The following is a 20,426-nucleotide window of genomic DNA, read 5'->3' as shown; positions in this document are numbered from 1 at the left end:
ATGTTTATGTTAGATATATAACTTGAGAGGAATGTTTTTATGGGCAAAATATTGATACTAGCAGAAAAGCCTTCAGTAGGAAGGGACATAGCAAGGGTTTTAAATTGCAAAAAAGGTGGAAATGGATTTTTAGAAGGAGATAAATATATTGTAACTTGGGCACTTGGACATTTAGTTACACTAGCTGATCCAGAAGCCTATGATAATAAATACAAATCATGGAATATTGAAGATTTACCTATGATTCCAAAGCATTTAAAGCTTGTTGTTATAAAAAAGAGTGGCAAACAGTTTAATACTGTAAAAGCACAGATGAATAGAAAGGATGTAGGAGAAATTGTAATTGCTACAGATGCAGGGCGTGAAGGTGAACTTGTTGCAAGATGGATAATTGAAAAAGCACATATTAAAAAGCCTATTAAACGTCTTTGGATTTCGTCAGTTACAGATAAAGCTATAAAAGATGGATTTAAAAATTTAAAGGATGGTAGAGAATATAATAATCTTTACAAATCAGCCATTGCACGTGCTGAAGCAGACTGGTTAGTTGGAATTAATGCAACTCGTGCTTTAACATGCAAATACAATGCACAATTATCTTGTGGAAGAGTGCAAACTCCAACTATAGCTATGATTGCACAAAGAGAAGAAGAAATTAAAAATTTTAAGCCGAAAACTTATTATGGAATAGAAGCTAAAAGTGATAAGTTAAAATTAGTTTGGCAAGATTCAAGGTCGAATGATATAAAAACATTTAATAAGGATAAGTGCGAAAATATAATTAAAAATATTAAAAATAAAGATGCTAAGGTTGTAGAGGTTAATAAGGTTAAGAAAAAGAAATTTTCACCTCAATTATATGATCTAACAGAATTACAACGTGATGCAAATAAAATATTCAATTTTTCTGCAAAAGAAACACTTTCTATAATGCAAAGATTATATGAAAATCATAAGGTGTTAACTTATCCAAGAACTGATTCAAGATATTTAACAGAAGATGTTGTAGATACAATTAAAGATAGGCTAAAAGCTTGTGGAGTTGGTGTATATGGTAAGTATGCAAATAAGCTTTTAAAAGGCACCATAAAGGGCAATAAGAGCTTTGTAGACAATACTAAGGTTTCAGATCACCATGCAATTATACCAACAGAACAAAAATTTGCATTAGCTTCATTAAGTGATAATGAAAGAAAAATATATGATTTAGTAGTTAAAAGATTCTTTGCAGTTTTATATCCACCATTTGAATACGAAAAGACAACAATAAAAGCAAAAATAGGAGAGGAAAACTTTATTGCTAAAGGAAAAGTTGTTTTAGCTAATGGATGGAAAGAAGTATATTCAAATGATTTTGAAGATGACATGGAAGATGAATTAAAAGAACAAATTCTTCCTAGCATAAACAAAGGAGATAGTATAAAAATAAATTCTATATCCAAAACAACTGGAGAAACAAAACCACCAAAGCCATTTAATGAAGCTACATTACTTTCTGCTATGGAAAATCCAGTAAAATATATGAGTGGAGAAAGCAAAGAGCTTAAAAAGACCATAGGAGAGACTGGGGGAATTGGAACCGTTGCAACTAGGGCTGATATTATAGAAAAATTATTTAATACTTTCTTAATTGAAAAAAGAGGTAAAGATATTTTTATAACATCAAAAGGAAAACAACTTTTAGATTTAGTTCCGGAGGAATTAAAGTCTCCAGCATTAACGGCAGAATGGGAACAAAAACTTACTGCAATATCTAAGGGAAAACTTAATAAAGATAAGTTTTTAAGTGAAATAAAAGATTACTCAAAAGATACTGTCAATGAAATAAAAAATAGTAAAGAAAAATTTAAACATGATAACATGACAAGAGTAAAGTGTCCAGAGTGCGGTAAATATATGCTTGAGGTTAATGGCAAAAAGGGGAAGATTCTTGTGTGTCAAGATAGGGAATGTGGATATAGAAAAGGAATTAGTAGAATAAGTAATGCAAGATGTCCTGAATGCCATAAAAAATTAGAACTTCGTGGAGAAGGAGAGGGACAAATATTTGTTTGTAAATGTGGATATAGAGAAAAATTATCTGCATTTAAAGAGAGAAAGAAAAAAGATAGTGGAAAAGTATCTAAAAGGGAAGTAAATAAATATTTAAGACAACAACAAAAGGAAAATGATGAACCATTTAATAATCCATTTGCAGAAGCATTTAAAAAATTAGGGCTAAAGTAAAATAAATAAAAAATCCATGGACTTTTAAAGTATCCATGGATTTTTTATGTTTATTTATTTAAATTACTTAAAAGGGTGTTAATTTCTTCAGCAGAATTTAAACTTAAAACTTTGTTACTAATTTCTTCAGCTTCTTTAAGAGAAAGAGAAGAGATTAATTTTCTAGCCGGTAGAATTGAAATAGCACTCATACTAAATTCATCTAAGCCCATTCCAAGTAGAACAGGTATTAATCTTTCATCACCAGCTACTTCGCCGCACATTCCAGCCCAAATACCAGCTTTATGTGCATTATCTATAACAAGTTTTATAAGTCTTAAAACAGCAGGATTCATTGGAGTATAAAGATAACTTATTTTTTCATTAATTCTATCTACAGCAGTAGTATATTGAATTAAATCATTAGTTCCTATACTAAAGAAATCTACATGTTTTGCTAGAATATCACTTATTATAGCGGCAGAAGGTACTTCTATCATCATTCCAACTTCTATGTTATCAGAAACTTTAACGCCTTCTTTTATTAAGGCTTCTTTAGTTTCATTTAATATATTTTTTGCATTTAATAATTCTTCAAGGCTTGATATCATAGGAAACATTATTCTAAGTTTTCCATGAACACTAGCTCTTAGTAAGGCTCTTAATTGAGTTATAAATAAATCTTTTCTGTCAAGACAAAGTCTTATAGCTCTATAACCTAAGAATGGGTTAGATTCTTTTGGAAGGTTAAGATAAGGAACTTCTTTATCTCCACCTATATCTAGTGTTCTAATTACAACAGGTTTATTTCCCATTGATTCTAAAACTTTTTTGTAAGCTTCATATTGCTCTTCTTCAGAAGGAATTTCATGCCTATTCATATATAAAAATTCAGTTCTAAAAAGACCAACACCTTCAGCATCATTTAAAAGTAAGCCTTCTACATCATCTGGAGTTCCTATGTTTCCAGCAAGTTCAACTACTTTTCCATCTTTAGTTATGCTTTGTTTACCAATTAATTCTTTTATTTCTTTTTTATAATTTTCAAGTTTTATCTTTTGTTCTTTATAATTATTAAGTTGTTCTTCACTTGGATTTATTATAATTTCTCCAGTTTTACCGTTAAAGGCTATAATATCACCATTTTTAACTTTTTCAGTAATATCATTAAGACCAACTACAGCTGGAATTTCTAATGTTTTTGCCATTATAGCTGTGTGAGAAGTTTTTCCGCCTATATTAGTTAAAAAACCTTTAACCATACGCTTATCCATAGAGGCAGTAACTGACGGAGTTAAATCTTCAGCAATTAGTATTACTTCATCAGGTAGAACAGATACATCTATAACTTCTTTACCTAAAAGATAAGTTAATACTCTTTTTGACACATCTCTAACATCTGCTGCTCTTTCTTTTAAGTATTCATCTTCTATAGATTCAAAAATTGCAATCATTTGAGATACAACTTCCTTAAAAGCAAATTCAGCATTTAATCCAGATTCTATTTTTTCCTTAGTTGGACCTATAAGTTCTGGATCGTTTAAAATAAGCATATGGGCTTGGAAGATTTGAGCTTTGTCATCACCAAGTTCTTTAAGTACAGTAGAGTGTATTTTTTCAAGATCATTTTTAGCTTTTAAAATAGCATTATCAAATTTAGTTTTTTCTTGTTCAATGTCTGTAATAGATTTTTTTTCTATAATTAATTCTTCTTCTTTTAAAATTAAAGTTTTTGCAATAGCTATACCAGGACAAACCCCGATTCCTTTAATCATAAAAATTACCCCCCATGTTTAAGTAATTATACTAATATTAAGCTAAAGTATTAAGTAATTCAACTAAAGCGTCCATTGCTTCTTTTTCGTCTTCACCAGATATAACTATAGTTATTTCGTCACCTTTTTTTATTCCACTACTCATTAAGTTCATTATTGATTTACCGTTACAATTATTTATTTTTATGTCACTTTTAAATTTATTACATAAAGTAGCTATATTAGCTGCTGGTCTTGCGTGAATTCCGTTTTCTGCTTTTAATACTAATTTTTTTTCCATTGTTAATTCCTCCTAAATAATTAAAAATTTATTTTTAAAAGATTTTCCTCATTTTTAATGTTTCCATCTTTCAGTTTTTCTATAGATTTAAATTGTTGATAATTAGTAATAATAATTGGAGTTATTATTGATTCTGCTTCTTTTTTAACTAAATCTAAATCAACTTCAAGTAATTTATCTCCTGTCTTAACTTTATCTCCTTGAGACACAAAAGCTTTAAAGCCACGACCTTCCATTTTAACTGTATCTATACCAACATGTATTAGTATTTCAATTCCGGAATCAGTTACAATACCAATTGCATGGTTAGTCCAAAATAGTTGAGCTACTGTACCATCTACTGGAGAAGTTACAATTCCAGAAGTTGGTTCAATTGCAATACCATCACCCATAAGTTTTGATGCAAATATTTTATCAGGAACTTCGGATAAATCTAAAATTTTTCCTGAAATAGGAGATTTTAGAGTCTGCGAATTATTAATATTCTGATTATTGTTAAAATTATCGCTATTTTTTTCAGGTGAATCATCTTTTGTTAAATCATCTAAGTTTTCACAAGAAGAAACATCTTCAGTGGAAACTATTCCAGAAGCTATTATAGATTTTATTTCATCTTTTATTCTTTCAGCTTCAGTTCCGAAAACAGCTTGAACATTATTACCACTTTCAAATACTCCAGCAGCACCTAAGGCTTTTAAAGTAGATTTGTCTACCATAGAAGGATCTTTAAGAGTGAGTCTAAGTCTAGTAATACAAGCGTCTAAAACTTCAATATTATCTTTTCCGCCAATTGCAAGTAAAACAGCTTTTGACTTTTCCATACCTTTTATATTTTCAAATTTTTTATTTGTGGAAGGATCATCATCTTCACGACCTGGAGTATGTATGTTTAGTAGTTTTATTGTAAAGTAGAAAACTACAAAATATAATATGAAGAATCCTAAACCTACAATCCATATAAGCCATGGTCTACCAGCAAATTTAAATCCTAAAACATAGTCTATAAAAGATGCTGAGAAGGTATAACCAAGTCTTATTTTTAGAAAACTTGTTAAAAGACCAGATAAAAAGGCTGCGGCAACATGAAACACAAATAATATAGGAGCTACAAATATAAATGAAAATTCAATAGGTTCTGTAATACCTGTTAAGAAAGCTACAAAAGCAGCTGAAATCATCATTGATGATATTTTTTTTCTATTTTCTTTTTTAGCTGCTAAAATCATTGCAAGTGCTGCTGCTGGAAGTCCAAACATTAATATTGGATATTCTGCTGCCATAAAGAATCCGGCAGTAGGGTCGCCATGGAAGTACCTTGCAGTATCACCTAAGTATTTAACACCATTTGAAGTAAATTCACCAAATTGATATAAGAATGGTGGATAATACATATGATGAAGTCCTAAAGGTATAAGTAAACGTTTCCCAGCTGCATAAAATGCTGGACCGAGTATAGAAGAACTAGCCCAATGAGCAAATATGTTTATTTTAGTTTGTATGAAAGGCCAGATTGATGCACCAATTACTGCAAATATTAAAGAAAATACAGAAGTTATAATTGGAATAAAACGTTTTCCTCCGAAGAAACCAAGTACCTGAGGTAACTTTATATCGTGAAATTTCTTATATAAAATTGCAGCGATAAGTCCAATCATAATTCCACCAAATACACCCATATCTATAGAAGTGCCAAGTCTTTGGCCAGTAGCTGCAAGAACAGCTTGAAGTATTAGTTGTCCAATAACAGCAGCTAAAGCTGCAACAGATTCACCACCGGAAAAACCAATAGCAACACCTACGGCAAATATAAGTGCTAGATTATTAAAAATTGCATCACCAGCAGTACCTAAGTTTTGAAATATAGGGCCGAATCTTCCAAGTAAGTCATTTTGCCCAAATCTTAATAAAAGACCTGCAGCAGGAAGGACTGAAACTGGTAACATTAAAGATTTACCGATCTTTTGTAAAATACTAAATATTTTACCTTTATTATTGTTCATAATAGATTCTCCTTTCTAAATATATTAAATTACGTTACCAATTAGGGGAGAATTAGTAACGTAATTAATAGTTAGCTATGACGTAACATAGTAAATTGTTCAAAATATATAGTAAATTGTTAACGCTATAGTAAATTATTAGACGGTTACAATGTTGTGGGAAATCGGTCAATAATATTAGGGGTATTTTGACAAAAAAAGGCATGAACTAAAATTTAGGTAACAAGATAGAACATAAATAAAATATATTTATGAAAAATCTTTACTAAATTTTAGCTCATGCCTGATAATTCAGTAACACGCTAACAATTTACTATGCTATTTAATTTCATTATATGGATAGTGATGTATCCAATTTCATCTTCTGGTACGGAGATTTGTAAAACGTTTTCTATTATTTTCGAAACGTCATATGCTATCTTGTATTCAATTATATTCCTTTTTTTCAATTCTGTCAACAAATTATTTTTCAAAATTTTATTATTTTTTATTCTATTAAGGACACCTCTTAGATGGTTTACAAATCCTTTATATTCAAAAGAATGCGGATCTAGTGTTATATTAAGTTTTTTAGAAACAAAATTTAATATAGTATTAATTAATTGTGCATTTTCTAAAGCATCTTTTTTAGATTTTTCGTTTAATCCGCCACATATATGAAGTGTTATAAATCCAATTTCAGCATCAGGAAAGTGCATATTTAATCCTTTACTTAAAATTTCTACGGCTTTTTCTGCAACAGCATATTCTTTTGGGTATAGAAGTTTTGTTTCAGTTAAAAAGGGATTTTCTAAAATCATTCCACTTTTTAATCTTTTTACAGTGAATTGAATATGGTCTATTAAGTTGACATGTACGTTAGGGTTTAAAGGTCTGGAGAATTCTTCTGATATTATTTTTAAAATGTCTTTAGTTAATTCTGCGATTTTAGGATCTAAGTTATTTGTGAATTGTAAAGAAGCATTGATGTCTAATCCTTGCAGGGAGATAAATTTAGATTCTATTCCAGAAAAATCTTTTATAATTTCACCGGATTTTTTGCCAAAACCGATGCCTTTGCCCACTAATATATATTGAATACATTCAGAATCTACAAGAATAACATTATTATTTAGAACTTTAATAATTCGACATTCTTCCAAAAGAAAAGCCTCCTTTTTAATAAGATTTACATATTTAATTATAATGAATATGATTATTTAACTCAACTATAAATTGTTTTAGCTAAGATTTACACATTGTTAAGTATTTGACATTGAGTTTAAATTTTTATATTATAAATTAGCAATAAACTTATATTTATGTTAATAAAAAGAAGTAAATTAAGAAACACAAGAAAAAAGTTAATGTGAGATGGGGGAAAAACGTGGGAGTAATTAGTATTTTAATTTCTTTGATTCTTCTTATGTATTTTGCATATAGAGGAGTTTCTATTGTTATCTTATCAATAATTTTAGCAATGTTCGCAGTAGTAATGAATGGTGAGAGTCACATTATGATTATGTATACGGAAACCTTCATGATGGCTTTTGCTATGTATGTCAAGCAATATTTCCCAGTATTTTTATTAGGTGCAATATTTGGCAAAATAATAGATGATTCAGGATCAGCTAAAGCCATAGCAAATGTTATTGCTGAAAAACTAGGAGTTCAAAGAGCAATTTTAGCTGTTGTTTTATCGGTAGGTGTATTAACATATGGGGGAGTTTCTGTATTTGTTGTAGCATTTGCAGTATATCCAATAGCTGCACAGTTATTTAAAGAAGCAGATATACCTAAAAAATTAATACCAGCATCAATAATATTAGGGTCTTTTACATTTACAATGACGGCTCTACCAGGTACGCCACAAATACAAAACACAATACCAATGCCATACTTTGGAACGGATGCATATGCATCACCTATACTTGGTATTGTAGGTGGAGTAATTATGTTTATTGCAGGAATGATGTGGTTAACTTATAGAGCTAAAAAAGCCAAAGCAAATGGTATAGGATATGGAGATTATAAAGATGAAACAATTGAGGTTGACAATAATAATACACCTCATATAGGTATTGCCTTTTTACCTATAATATTAGTTTTAGTATTAAACTTCATATTATCTAAGTTCGTATTAGTTGCTGGAAGATATGATGCTTCATATTTAGAAAAACAACCATATATGATAAAGTTATCAAATGTTTCAGGTACATGGAGTTTAGTTATAGCTTTAAGTATATCAATAGTTGTTTCCGTAGTACTTAACTTTAAAAGAATGAAAAGTGTAGTAAAAAGTCTTAACGAAGGAACAGCTGGAGCGCTTTCTGCAATAATAAATACATCTTCTGTAGTAGGGTATGGAAATGTAATAAAAGTGTTAGCAGGTTTTGTTATAATTAAAAATGTAATTGTGAATGTTTCAAGTAATCCTTTGATTTCAGAGGCTATATCTGTAAATATATTATCAGGTATAACAGGTTCTGCATCAGGAGGAATGAGTATAGCATTAGGTATACTAGGAAAACAATACTTAACTATGGCAACTCAAATGGGGATAAGCCCTGAAGTTTTACATAGAGTAGCAACTATAGCAAGTGGAGGACTAGATTCACTTCCACATAACGGGGGAGTTATTACATTGCTTGGCGTATGTGGAATGACACATAAAGAAGCATATAAAGATATTGCTGTATGTTCTGTAATAATACCAATATTAGCATTAATTGTTGTAGTTGTATTAGCTAATTTTGGAATAGTTTAAAACTTTATATTAAATTTGTTTTAAATAAACTCCAAGAAAGTTTAAACTTTCTTGGAGTTTATTTGCTTGCTCTATAAATCATGCCTCTTACGATTTTTTTGTAACTTTCAGAAACATCAGGACAAGCTTCAAGTATAGAATCTATTATAAGGTCTATATTAGAGTCATCTACTTTTTTAGATTTTATATCTGAATTAACAATTTCTTCAGTATCAAGTGCATCATATATTTTTTTAACAACAGGAGATTCCATAACAGTGTCTTTTTCTAAACATTTTTCAGAGAAATATAAATCATCATTAATCACTAAAAATTGACCGTAAACATACTCTTTATTAGAGTCATTTTTTAAATGTTCAACGTGTTTTATATCAAGTCTGTGATTATCTTTATCCCTTGTTAGAACGCATCTTATTTCTAAATCTAGTAATCTTTCTTTTATGTGTTTAGAAAAACTTCCTCCAAGTTCAGAAATAAATCTTTTTGTCGATATAGTTTTACGAATTTTATAAATTTGTCTTGCCATATAAATTCTCCTTTTTATTAGTATTTTTGTGTCAATTAAAATTGGACAATAAAGCATAACATAAAAACCACCTTTATAAAGGTGGTAAAATTATTTTATGATTTTTATTTTTAGTTAGAATATAGAGTTATACAAAAAAGTTTAATAGCTTGTTGGTATATAATAATTAATATGTTACTTATAGTATACCATAATAATTAATAATTAACAAAAAAATATATTTTTTACTCATAACTTAAAGCATCAATTGGATTAAGTTTAGCTGCCTTCATTGCAGGGCTTATACCAAAAACTACTCCCATAAAGGTTGCAGTACCAAGTCCTAAAGCAATAATTGAAATAGAGGTTTTTGCGTGAATTTTTATTATTGCAGCTATTAAGTGAGCAATTCCAATTCCAAATAGAACTCCAATAATTCCTCCAATTAAACAAATAACTATAGATTCAATTAAAAATTGAAAAAGTATATTTTTGCTTGTAGCACCTAAGGCTCTTCTTATTCCTATTTCTCTAGTTCTCTCTATTATTGCCATATACATTATATTCATAATGCCAATACCACCTACAACTAGTGAAATACTAGCAATACTTGCTACAAAGCCAGTTAAAATAGAACTAACTTTTCCTATGGATTTTGCGATTTCCTCCATATTTAAAACTTCATAAGTACCATCTAAATTTGATGTATTATTAAGCTTGTCTACAATTATCTTTGAAACTTCCTTAATATCATAATCTTTTGCTATACATATTTTTAATTGTTTTGCAGAGTCGTCTCCAAAGGTTATGCTCCAAGTAGGGCGTGGAATATATATTGAGTTAAAACTCATAAAAGAAGCACCGGATTCTTCCATGACACCAACTACAATCATAGGTTTATCGGACACTTGAACTATTTCTCCTATAGCATCATCGTCTTTAAAAAGTTTATCTTTTAATGTTTTATTTATAATACATACTCGTGATACATTAGAAAATTCTTTTTTGTTAAAGGTTCTTCCACTTATGATTTTCTCTTTACCAATATTACTATTTTCATTACTACAATTTATACTTATCATTTCTGACTTATTATCAATTTCCATTTGAGTCATAGATGAAAACTCTTTTTCTACACTATCAACACCTTTAGTGTTTTTGATTTTACTAATAACAGAATCATTAAATGCATCTAAATTTTGTTCCTTTGAGGAATCTTCTCCTGGAGTAAACATTAAAGAAATAGAACGAGTACCATCACTACTTATTATGGATTCCTTAATATCATCTCCAACACCATTTCCTAGGGAAACGATGGCAATTAAACTGCTAATTCCAAGTACAATGCCTATAAGAGTTAAAATGTATCTAAGCTTATTGTCTATAATAGAGGAGAAGGCCATCTCTAAAATTCCTTTTAAATTTTTCATTTTAACACCTCATCTTTAAGAATTGTTCCATCTAATATAGTTATTAATCTATCAGCATAGCTTGCAATATTTTTATCATGTGTAACTATAATTATGGTTTTACCTTCACTGTGAAGTTTTACAAACAATTCCATAATAGATTTTCCTGTTTTAGAATCTAAAGCACCAGTAGGCTCATCTGCTAGTATAAAAGAAGGTCTGTTTACTAATGCTCTAGCAATGGCTATACGTTGTTTTTGCCCTCCTGACATTTCCTTTGGAAGGTTATTTTTATGGCTTATAAGTTCAACATTTTCTAGTGCCTTTAATACTCTATCCTGTCTTTCGGATTTACTTATTCTAGGACCATAAAGTAGTGGAAGTTCAATATTACGAAATGCATTAAGTCTAGGTAGTAGATTAAAACTTTGAAATACAAAACCTATGGATTCATTTCTATATAGAGAAAGTTTTTCATCGTTGTAATCTTTAACTTCAACGTCATTTAACTTATAAGAACCATCAAAATTTTTATCTAAAAGTCCTATTATATTCATTAAGGTAGATTTACCGCTACCAGAAGGACCCATAATAGCGACAAATTCACCTTCTTTTATTTCAAGGTTAATATCTCTTAGAGCTTGAAATTTATCCTTACCTTTACCGTAATATTTACAAACATTGGTGATTTTTATCATTGTTTTAAAGTCACCTCATCCTCTTCTTTTAAGTTTTTAGGAGCATCTACAACTAAGGTTGCACCTGCATCTAGTCCACTTACAAGAGTATAGTTTTTTTCATCTTCTTTAACTTCAATATTTTTTGAATAAACTTTTTTAGCTTTTACTACCCACACAAGTTTATGAGTACTATCTACATCTTTATACACAGCATTTTTAGGAATAGTTATTTTTTCATCAACAGTTCCCATCTTAATTAATGCGTGGAATCCATTTTGTATTTTATCCTTAAAATTATCTGGAACTTTAAACAAAATATCATAGTTAGATACTTTAGGGGATGCACCAATTCCGTTTGGCATACCAGTAGAAGCATCATTTGAAGGATTATTATTGATTTTTAATATTTTGCTAGTGTAATATTTTTTATCAATTGCTTTAAAATTCACTTTACATGGTGTACTAGTTTTAATGTTAGGTAATTCATATTCTGTTAAGGAACCTTTTATTATTTTATCAATACTTTCAATTGTAATAATAGGGTTAGAAGGATTGTTGTTGCCTAAATTAATAGTAGCGACTTTTCCATCTATAGGGCTTTTTATAGTTAAGTTTTCTTTTTGTTTTTTTAATTCCTTTAGCTCAATTTCAGAAGTTTTTATAGTATCTTTTATTACTTTAATTTTTTCTTTAATACTTTCGTTTGCGGGAGATGGGATTTTCTTATATTCTGACTCTAATAAGTTAATTTGATTTTTATTGTCTTTGATTTGAGATTCAGAAAGAGAAATTTTACTATTTAAAGTATCTCCATTATAGGTTATTAAAGTATCTCCTTTTGATATAGTGTCACCTTCTTTAACTTTAATTGAATAGTCATTTCCTTTAGTTGGATCTAAATATATATGTTCTGTTTGTTTTGAATAAACAACACCATTTATTATAGAGCAATTATCCGCATTGTTAGATATAGTATATGTAGTTACTTTATTTTCTCCTTTTTTACTAACTAAAAAGGAGATTAGTGGTACAGTTATTAAAAAAATTATTAATGCAATTATTAAAATTAGTTTTTTCTTTGATTTTTTAGAGTTATTACTCATTTAATTTCACCTCTTTTAAAGTTTTATAATAAAAAATAACCTATAGAGAATATGTTCTATAGGTTTATATCATCTTTTACTGGTTCAGCATCTTCATTGGAACATTGAATTTCTAGCTTTTCAAATAATCTAAAAAGAGCATAAGACGCCCATAAGTTTAGTAAAACTCCTATTAAAGCACCAATAAACATAGAAATTTCAAATTTTTGACCTATAAATGCAGTAACAAAGCTAAGTAATGTAGCCCCTATATATCCATAGGTAAAAACTTTTTTCCAGCGAAGAATTCCAATAATACTTACAAAAAATATTATGTTTATAATTGTTGAAAGTATTTGTTGCATAGAAGATGCTTCAGGAACACCAGGAAGCTTTCCAGAAGGTATAAACAAGGTTATAATTATACTTATGAAACTTCCGATAAGTTCTAACCACAGCCAACCAGATAATATACAGCCTCTTTTTAATTTTTCCTCCATAATAACACTCCTTTTTAATTTTGTAGAAAAGTAAATTTTTTTGGATATTGTTAATTAAAATACAATATAATAACAATTAAAATTATATATTAAAAATATTATAAGAAATGATTTCTTTATAAATTCTTTATAATTTATTGTGTTATAATATTCATAAATAGGTATTATATGTTTAGGAAAAGATGGTGATATTATGGCAACAATGATTCCAGAAAGCATTAGTGCTTTAGATAATGTTACAAGTGGAGAAAAAAAGGTATTTAAAATATTAAAAGATTTATTACCAGAAAATAATATTGTATGGTTTGATTTAAGAGTAAATAGAAGATATCCGGATTTTATAATTTTATCTCCTAAATTTGGAATTGTAGTGCTTGAAATTAAGGATTGGGAGAGAAAATCTATAGAATCAGCAGATATAAACGAATTTAAATTAAAAACACTAGGAAATTGCGTAAATCCTATAAAACAAGCTAGAACATATATGTTTAATATTATAGATGAACTAAAAAAGGATAAAAAATTAATTAATAATCAGGGTAAGTATAAGGGAAATTTAAATTTTACATATGGACATGGGGTTATATTTACTAAAATCACTAGAAGTCAGTTTAATTTTGAAGGAGTATTGGATGAAAAGTCTGTTATATTCCAAGATGAATTAAATTTAATAGAAAAAAATCAAGATAAGGACATGCTAATATCTAGGCTTGAAGCTATGATACCTATAAAATTTGATTTTGATGAACTTAAATTAAATACAATAGATAGAATAAGAGGAAACTTATTTAAGGAAGTAAAGTTATCAAAGGATAATGATGAAATTTTTAAGGTTATGAATTTAGAACAAGAAAAGTATGCTAAGGGACTTGGATATGGACATAGAGTAATAAGAGGGGTAGCTGGAAGTGGTAAAACTGTAGTATTAATATGTAGGGCTAGATACTTAAAAGAAGTACATAAAGATTGGAATATATTAGTGCTTTGCTATAATAAAACTTTAGCTGCATTTTTGAGAAAATCTATAAATGGTGATGACAAAGATAGCAAAGTTGATGTAATTCATATTCATGGATTAATAAATAAAATATGTAAAGAATTTGGAATGAAAACAGCAATATATGATAATCAAGTTACAGAGAATATTTCAAAAATAACAGATGAAATGATGGAAAAACTTAATAAATATGATGCTATTTTGATTGATGAAGGACAAGATCTTGAAGCTGAATGGCTACAGTTTATTGTAAAAAATTTAAGAGACAGGGAGCATAGTCATTTATTACTTGCATCAGATGGGGCGCAAAATTTATACAGTAGAAAATATACATTAAAATCTGTAGGTATAAAAGCAGTTGGAAGAACAGTTATTATGAGAGAAAACTACAGAAATACAAAGGAAATTTTAAAACTTGGAAATGATTTGTTGTTAGATCATGAGGTAAATAATAATAACGAAGATGAAAATGAATTTATAATAGAAGCCAATTCAGTTTTAAGAAGTGGACAAATACCAAATGTTATAGAAGTAAAAAGTTTTGATGAAGAAGTAGAAAATATAATAAAAGGAATTAAAGATTTGAAGTATAAGGGGCTTGAGTATGGAGAAATTGCAATTCTTTATCCTTATGGTAAATATAAAGGACTTGAATATGTAAAAATAATAAAAGAAAAATTAAAAGAAGTTTCTATAGATTATGATATTTTAAATAAAGATTACAATAAATATGAATTTAAATATGATAAGGATAGAGTAAAAATATCTACAATATACAGTTCAAAAGGATTAGACTTTAAAGCAGTATTCATATGTGGAATTAATGATGGACTTATGAAAAGAAAAGAAGAATCTAAAAAATTACTATATGTAGGTATAACAAGAGCGAGAGATATTTTAAATGTTACATATAGTGTAAAAAATGAACTTACAGATGTAATGATGAAAAGTTATAAAGCAATGATAGAAGATAAATCTAATGAAATTTCAAAATCAATTCCTTCAAAAGAAATTGAAAAAGAAACTAATCTAAATAATATAAATTCAAAGGATATAGAAACATCTCAAAATCAAGATGCTCAAACTGTAGAAGAAAGTCCAGAGAAGAAGGGATTTTTAAGTAAGTTCTTTGGTGGAATTTTTAAATAAAAAAGTAGTGTAAAATAAATATGTTATACGAATGGGTTAAAAAATATGATGTAAAAATTCCCCTTACTATAAGATAGTAGGGGAATTTTTATATATTTATGCAATATGCTAAGTACTACTTTTGTAAACATATAGAATAAGAAAAACAAGTTATAATATGGTAAAATGTATTAAAATAGGAATATTGGAAGAAGGTTATTCGTAAACTTTATCTAAAACAATATTTTGGTCAAAACCACCACGAGCTTCACGTTTTTCTAATCTTTTATTTAAAAGATCATCTTCAGTATAGCCAAGCTTTTTAGAAAGTGCGAAAATAACTTCTAGTATGTCTGCTAATTCTTCTAAATTTTTATCAGCGTGAAATTCTGCAACTTCTTCATCTAATTTTTTATGAAGTAGTTCAAGCACAGTTTCATTATCAACTATATGAGAATCAAAATTTTTATTATCGTCTCTTATTATTTCAGGAATTTTATCACGAACAAGTTTATTATATATTTTCATTTTACACGCTCCTTTATATGTAATATATATAAATTCTAACCTTAGAAGAAGTTAGTGTCAAAAGTATTAAATGATAGTTATGAGGTAATTATATGAAAATACAAAATTTAAAAGTTGAAAAACAAAATTTAAATGAACAAATAAAAATAAAAGAAATACAACAATTATCTAAAAATTGTATTACTGGAGATAAAGATTTTTTATATACAAGACTTAAAAAATCCTTAAAAGAGGCAAAGAGTATTGATATAATAGTGGCTTTCTTAATGGAATCGGGAGTTAGATTATTAGAAAAAGATTTAAAAGAAGTTAAGAATAAAAATATTCCTATAAGAATTTTAACAGGTAATTATTTAAATATAACACAACCATCTGCATTATATCTTTTAAAAGATATTTTAGGAGATAAGGTGGATCTTAGATTTTATAAAGAAAAAAATAGAAGTTTTCATCCTAAAGCATATATTTTTGAAAATGAAAATGGGGGAGAAATATTTATTGGTTCTTCCAATATTTCAAGATCAGCATTAACTACTGGAATAGAATGGAATTATAGGATTGATAAAGATAAAAATAAGGAAGATTTTAATTATTATAAAAGTGTTTTTGAAGATTTATTTTTAAATGAATCAATAATAATAAATGATGATGAACTTAAAAAATATTCAAAAGAGTGGAAAAGACCAAGAGTATATAAAGATGTAGAAAATTTAGATGATGATAACAAGGAAGAAGAAAAAATAATCACATATCCACAACCAAGAGGTGCGCAAGTTGAGGCTTTATATGAATTGAAAAAAGCTAGAATAGAAGGGTTAGAAAAAGCTATTATAGTTGCGGCAACAGGAATAGGAAAAACATATCTTGCTGCATTTGATTCACAAAGCTTTAAAAAAGTTTTATTTGTAGCACATAGGGAAGAAATTCTAACACAGGCTGAAAGAAGTTTTAAAAATATAAGACCAGATGTTAAAACAGGATTCTTTATGGGAAACAGAAAAGAGGCGGACAATGATATAGTATTTGCAACAGTACAAACTCTTGGAAAAAAAGAATATTTAAATCAGTATTTCAAAGAAGAAGATTTTGATTACATAATAATTGATGAATTTCATCATGCAGCAGCAGGAAATTATAAAAATATAATAAATTATTTTAAGCCTAAATTTTTATTAGGGCTTACTGCAACGCCAGATAGACTTGATAATAAAGATGTATATTCTATTTGTGATCACAATGTAATATATGAAGTTCGACTTAAAGATGCAATAAATAAGGGATGGCTTGTTCCTTTTAGATATTATGGAATATATGATGAGAGTGTAAATTACGAAAATATTGAATATAAAAACGGAAAATATAATGAAAAGGAATTAGAAGAGGCTCTTAATATAAATAAAAGAGCAAAACTTATATTCAACAACTATAAAAAATATAAAAGTACAAGGGCATTAGGATTTTGTACATCTAAACAACATGCAAAATTTATGGCAGATTATTTTAATAATGCAGGGGTTAGGGCTTGTGCAGTTTATAGTGGAAGTGAAAGTGAAGAATTTGATAGAAAAGAAGCAATATCAATGCTTGTAAAAGGAGAAGTGCAAGTTTTATTTTCTATAGATATGTTTAATGAAGGATTGGATATACCTTCTATAGACATGGTTATGTTTTTAAGACCTACAGAATCTCCGACAATATTTCTTCAACAATTAGGACGTGGACTTAGAAAATATCAAGATAAAAAATATCTTAATGTACTAGACTTTATAGGAAATTATAAAAAAGCAAATTTAGTACCATTTTTATTAACAGGAGGTAAGCCACCATCAGTAAATAAAAATGGGAAAAGAGGTATGCCGTCAAATGAAGAATATCCAGATGATTGTATAATAGATTTTCAGTGGCAGTTAATTGATATATTTAAAAAGATGGATGAACAAAATAAAAAGATTAAAGATAAAATAGTTGAAGATTTTAAGAGAGTTAAAGAGGAGTTAGGAAAAGTACCAACAAGAGTGGAAATGTTCACTTACATTGATGAAATTATATATGAAAATATGAAAAATAATAAGAAGAATAATATATTTAAAAATTATTTAGGATTTTTAAATGAAATAGATGAATTAACGGAAGAAGAAAAAGAATTATTAAATACTGAAGCAGAACAATTTATAAATATGATAGAAGAAACGAGTATGACTAAAACTTATAAAATACCTATTCTTTTAGCTTTTTATAATAACGGAAATTTTAGAATTAAGATAAGTGAAAAAGATATTTATGAAAGTTTTAGAGATTTTTATAATTACGGTTCTAATGGAATAGATCTTTTAAGACATACAGGAACTTCAGATTATAAAAGTTGGGATGAGAAAAGATATTTGAAATTAGCTTTTGATAATCCAATTAAGGCATTTTTAAACACACATGATAAGTTTTTTTATAAAGATGGCAACTATTTTTGCATAAATGCTGATATAGAAAAATTTAAAGATAATAAAACTTTTTTAAAACATCTAAAAGATGTCATAGAATTTAGAAAGGTACAGTTTTATAAGGAGAGATTTGAAAAAGAGATAAATAAATATAATGAATAAATAAAAGTCATCTAAATCCGAGGACTTTTATTTATCTTAAATCATCTTTAACCCCTAACCACCTTAAAAATCTATTCTATAAAGTTTTATACATTAATATGAATAATAATGTAAGAGATTTTAGGGGGAGATTTTTACGGCAAAAGTAATTAGTATTATAAACTGGAAGGGTGGAGTAGGAAAAACAACACTTACTCATCATTTAGCAACAGGTATACAACATATGAAACTAGAAAAAGTTGAAAAACTGTTCAAAGTTAAAGGGTTTCCCAGAATATTGTTGATTGATGCTGATGCTCAATGTGATCTTTCAAGGTTGTGCTTAGGGGAAGATATTTTTGAAGAAAAAATAATGGGGCAAAAGGATGGTACATTGAATGAACTAATAGCAAAAGTATTAGTAAGTGAACAGCCTGATTTATATGTGGATAAACACATTATAAAACGATCAGTAAGAATAGATGAAAAAAACACTTACAACAATATAGATATAATTTCATCACATCCTAATTTAATATTTACAGATATGGACATTGCTGAATATTCAAGAGATAAACTAAAGCGTAGTAGTCTTGTTAATGATGAAATGTATAAGTTTCAAATAATAGATAATATTTTATGGGCTATAAAGGATAATTATGATTTAGTGTTTATAGATTGTCCGCCTAATTTATATTACATTACTCAAAATGCTTTATATGCTAGTGATTATTATTTAATTCCTACTATACCAGATAGACTTTCATGTTATGGAGTGCCATCAATATATAAAAAAGTCAATGAATTAAATGAAGTTTTTAAAAGAAATTACCACAGCTATGTGGATACAAAATTATGTGGAGTTGTTGTAAATAAAGTTACTGAATATAGCAAAGAACCAAAGAAAACTCAAGCTAGAGCACTTACAACATTAAAAGAAAGCTTTGATGATAAAGTATTCAAATATTATTTAAATGATGGCGATGGAATTCCTATGGCATATGAACATGGATATTCTGCATTTGAACTAAAAAATAAAGGTTCAAGTGTTAAAAAGCAGAGAAAGCAAATCATAAACATAATTGAGGAATTTGCATCAAAAATATATTTATGAGGTAAAGTGTATGAAAGTAGAAGAGTTAATTAATATATTATGTAAAACTGAAAAGATTATGAAGTTATATAAAAAAAGCACTATAAATGAGATGTTAGATGATATATATGAGAAAGTTAGTATAAGAAATGCAAAGGATAAAATACATAAAAAACCTACACAAAATATAGATAAACAGTATTATGAAAAAATAATTAACAGAATAAAAGGTAAAAGAAAAGATGAAATAGTAAAATTACTACAAAGATTAAGAAAAAAAGATATTTTAACTATAGCAAGTTTAATTGACTTAAAAGTTGATAGTAGCAGTACAAAAAAGAGTTTGAGTGAAGTTATTGCAAGTCATTTTATATTTATTAATAGGGTTAACAGTAAAGATAAAGATAGTGTCTCTGAACTCACAGAACTTCTAAAGTTAAAATAAATACTTTATAAAGGGTGAATTATATTGAAAAAAAGTTAAAAGCAGTATTATCAATATTATTTATGAATTTAAAGATAACAAATTAAAAAAATTTCAACAAAATTTAAATTGACTAATTATAGTAACGAAAAAAAGGAATTTTATATAAATATAGATAGTCCGTTTTATAGAAAAGAAGGAACTAAACCTATTGAATTTTACGATAAGCAAGATGAACCAGTGAAATTTGTCTTAGAAGGAAATGAAAGTAGGGACTTTTTATTAACTTCAGATGAATTTAAAATTGTAGGTGGAAGGCAAAGATTTACTGGAAGTGATTATGAAGGTATTAGTGAGCTAATATTAAGTAATGATTTAGGACATAGATTTATATTGAGATGGGATGAATTTTTAAAATAAAGAGATAAATTTAAATGTTATGAAAATAATCATGTAAACCTTACAATTCATAGTAAAGAACTCGGGTTAACGTATTCA

Annotated in this window: 17 protein-coding genes; 7 read left to right on the top strand and 10 right to left on the bottom strand. The window is 27.8% G+C overall.

Features of this window, described 5'->3' with window-relative positions; translation table 11 throughout:
- Positions 1 to 39 precede the first annotated feature (39 nt).
- Complete coding sequence (locus tag NT01CX_RS09310) at positions 40 to 2,226, top strand: DNA topoisomerase III (protein WP_011722818.1); 2,187 nt, start codon at positions 40 to 42, stop codon at positions 2,224 to 2,226.
- Between the two features lie 50 nt (positions 2,227 to 2,276).
- Here the strand turns inward: NT01CX_RS09310 and ptsP are convergent, their stop codons facing one another.
- The 4 genes from ptsP to NT01CX_RS09290 form a co-directional block, all read right to left on the bottom strand.
- A complete protein-coding gene (ptsP, locus tag NT01CX_RS09305) occupies positions 2,277 to 3,980 on the bottom strand; it encodes a phosphoenolpyruvate--protein phosphotransferase (RefSeq protein WP_011722817.1) in 1,704 nt (567 codons plus the stop codon).
- Between the two features lie 37 nt (positions 3,981 to 4,017).
- Positions 4,018 to 4,260, bottom strand: a complete 243-nt coding sequence (locus NT01CX_RS09300; RefSeq protein ID WP_011722816.1) for an HPr family phosphocarrier protein — start codon at positions 4,258 to 4,260, stop codon at positions 4,018 to 4,020.
- 20 nt (positions 4,261 to 4,280) lie between these two features.
- On the bottom strand, positions 4,281 to 6,260 hold the full coding sequence (locus NT01CX_RS09295; RefSeq protein ID WP_011722815.1) for a glucose PTS transporter subunit IIA: 1,980 nt from the start codon (positions 6,258 to 6,260) through the stop codon (positions 4,281 to 4,283).
- 302 nt (positions 6,261 to 6,562) lie between these two features.
- Positions 6,563 to 7,402: a PRD domain-containing protein gene (locus NT01CX_RS09290; protein ID WP_011722814.1), complete on the bottom strand. Its 840-nt coding sequence runs from the start codon at positions 7,400 to 7,402 to the stop codon at positions 6,563 to 6,565.
- A gap of 224 nt (positions 7,403 to 7,626) precedes the next feature.
- Here NT01CX_RS09290 and NT01CX_RS09285 point away from each other — a divergent pair, with 224 nt between their 5' ends.
- Positions 7,627 to 9,006, top strand: a complete 1,380-nt coding sequence (locus tag NT01CX_RS09285) for a GntP family permease (RefSeq protein ID WP_039243229.1) — start codon at positions 7,627 to 7,629, stop codon at positions 9,004 to 9,006.
- Positions 9,007 to 9,064: 58 nt separating this feature from the next.
- Here the strand turns inward: NT01CX_RS09285 and NT01CX_RS09280 are convergent, their stop codons facing one another.
- The 5 genes from NT01CX_RS09280 to NT01CX_RS09260 form a co-directional block, all read right to left on the bottom strand.
- Positions 9,065 to 9,532 carry a hypothetical protein gene (locus NT01CX_RS09280; protein WP_011722812.1) on the bottom strand — a complete coding sequence of 156 codons (468 nt, stop codon included), beginning with the start codon at positions 9,530 to 9,532 and terminating at the stop codon, positions 9,065 to 9,067.
- Positions 9,533 to 9,756: 224 nt separating this feature from the next.
- Complete coding sequence (locus tag NT01CX_RS09275) at positions 9,757 to 10,941, bottom strand: ABC transporter permease (RefSeq protein ID WP_011722811.1); 1,185 nt, start codon at positions 10,939 to 10,941, stop codon at positions 9,757 to 9,759.
- On the bottom strand, positions 10,938 to 11,618 hold the full coding sequence (locus NT01CX_RS09270) for an ABC transporter ATP-binding protein (RefSeq protein ID WP_011722810.1): 681 nt from the start codon (positions 11,616 to 11,618) through the stop codon (positions 10,938 to 10,940). The genes NT01CX_RS09275 and NT01CX_RS09270 overlap by 4 nt, the downstream gene beginning before the upstream one ends.
- On the bottom strand, positions 11,615 to 12,703 hold the full coding sequence (locus NT01CX_RS09265) for an efflux RND transporter periplasmic adaptor subunit (protein WP_011722809.1): 1,089 nt from the start codon (positions 12,701 to 12,703) through the stop codon (positions 11,615 to 11,617). Before NT01CX_RS09265 ends, NT01CX_RS09270 begins: the two co-directional genes overlap by 4 nt.
- A 56-nt stretch (positions 12,704 to 12,759) precedes the next feature.
- Positions 12,760 to 13,182, bottom strand: a complete 423-nt coding sequence (locus tag NT01CX_RS09260) for a hypothetical protein (protein ID WP_011722808.1) — start codon at positions 13,180 to 13,182, stop codon at positions 12,760 to 12,762.
- Positions 13,183 to 13,375: 193 nt separating this feature from the next.
- Between NT01CX_RS09260 and NT01CX_RS09255 the strand changes: the two genes are divergently transcribed.
- A complete protein-coding gene (locus NT01CX_RS09255) occupies positions 13,376 to 15,328 on the top strand; it encodes a DEAD/DEAH box helicase (protein ID WP_011722806.1) in 1,953 nt (650 codons plus the stop codon).
- 195 nt (positions 15,329 to 15,523) lie between these two features.
- Here the strand turns inward: NT01CX_RS09255 and NT01CX_RS09250 are convergent, their stop codons facing one another.
- Positions 15,524 to 15,835: a nucleoside triphosphate pyrophosphohydrolase gene (locus tag NT01CX_RS09250; protein ID WP_011722805.1), complete on the bottom strand. Its 312-nt coding sequence runs from the start codon at positions 15,833 to 15,835 to the stop codon at positions 15,524 to 15,526.
- Between the two features lie 92 nt (positions 15,836 to 15,927).
- Here NT01CX_RS09250 and NT01CX_RS09245 point away from each other — a divergent pair, with 92 nt between their 5' ends.
- From NT01CX_RS09245 to NT01CX_RS09230, 4 genes are all read left to right on the top strand, one after another.
- Positions 15,928 to 18,432, top strand: a complete 2,505-nt coding sequence (locus tag NT01CX_RS09245) for a DEAD/DEAH box helicase family protein (protein WP_011722804.1) — start codon at positions 15,928 to 15,930, stop codon at positions 18,430 to 18,432.
- A gap of 130 nt (positions 18,433 to 18,562) precedes the next feature.
- Positions 18,563 to 19,525, top strand: coding sequence for an AAA family ATPase (locus tag NT01CX_RS09240; RefSeq protein ID WP_043878477.1), 963 nt, complete (start codon positions 18,563 to 18,565; stop codon positions 19,523 to 19,525).
- Positions 19,526 to 19,535: 10 nt separating this feature from the next.
- A complete protein-coding gene (locus NT01CX_RS09235; protein WP_011722802.1) occupies positions 19,536 to 19,949 on the top strand; it encodes a hypothetical protein in 414 nt (137 codons plus the stop codon).
- A 108-nt stretch (positions 19,950 to 20,057) separates the two neighbouring features.
- On the top strand, positions 20,058 to 20,348 hold the full coding sequence (locus NT01CX_RS09230; RefSeq protein WP_011722801.1) for a hypothetical protein: 291 nt from the start codon (positions 20,058 to 20,060) through the stop codon (positions 20,346 to 20,348).
- Positions 20,349 to 20,426 lie beyond the last annotated feature (78 nt).

This window comes from Clostridium novyi NT (assembly GCF_000014125.1).
GTDB classification, from domain to species: domain Bacteria; phylum Bacillota; class Clostridia; order Clostridiales; family Clostridiaceae; genus Clostridium_H; species Clostridium_H novyi.
This window is presented reverse-complemented; position numbering and strand designations above follow the sequence as displayed.

Coding starts and splice junctions, on each gene's coding strand:
- NT01CX_RS09270 (WP_011722810.1), bottom strand. CDS start 11,618: ATGATAAAAATCACCAATGTTTGTAAATATTACGGTAAAGGTAAGGAT.
- NT01CX_RS09245 (WP_011722804.1), top strand. CDS start 15,928: ATGAAAATACAAAATTTAAAAGTTGAAAAACAAAATTTAAATGAACAA.
- NT01CX_RS09235 (WP_011722802.1), top strand. CDS start 19,536: ATGAAAGTAGAAGAGTTAATTAATATATTATGTAAAACTGAAAAGATT.
- NT01CX_RS09265 (WP_011722809.1), bottom strand. CDS start 12,703: ATGAGTAATAACTCTAAAAAATCAAAGAAAAAACTAATTTTAATAATT.
- NT01CX_RS09255 (WP_011722806.1), top strand. CDS start 13,376: ATGGCAACAATGATTCCAGAAAGCATTAGTGCTTTAGATAATGTTACA.
- NT01CX_RS09260 (WP_011722808.1), bottom strand. CDS start 13,182: ATGGAGGAAAAATTAAAAAGAGGCTGTATATTATCTGGTTGGCTGTGG.
- NT01CX_RS09280 (WP_011722812.1), bottom strand. CDS start 9,532: ATGGCAAGACAAATTTATAAAATTCGTAAAACTATATCGACAAAAAGA.
- NT01CX_RS09275 (WP_011722811.1), bottom strand. CDS start 10,941: ATGAAAAATTTAAAAGGAATTTTAGAGATGGCCTTCTCCTCTATTATA.
- NT01CX_RS09300 (WP_011722816.1), bottom strand. CDS start 4,260: ATGGAAAAAAAATTAGTATTAAAAGCAGAAAACGGAATTCACGCAAGA.
- NT01CX_RS09250 (WP_011722805.1), bottom strand. CDS start 15,835: ATGAAAATATATAATAAACTTGTTCGTGATAAAATTCCTGAAATAATA.
- NT01CX_RS09310 (WP_011722818.1), top strand. CDS start 40: ATGGGCAAAATATTGATACTAGCAGAAAAGCCTTCAGTAGGAAGGGAC.
- NT01CX_RS09295 (WP_011722815.1), bottom strand. CDS start 6,260: ATGAACAATAATAAAGGTAAAATATTTAGTATTTTACAAAAGATCGGT.
- ptsP (WP_011722817.1), bottom strand. CDS start 3,980: ATGATTAAAGGAATCGGGGTTTGTCCTGGTATAGCTATTGCAAAAACT.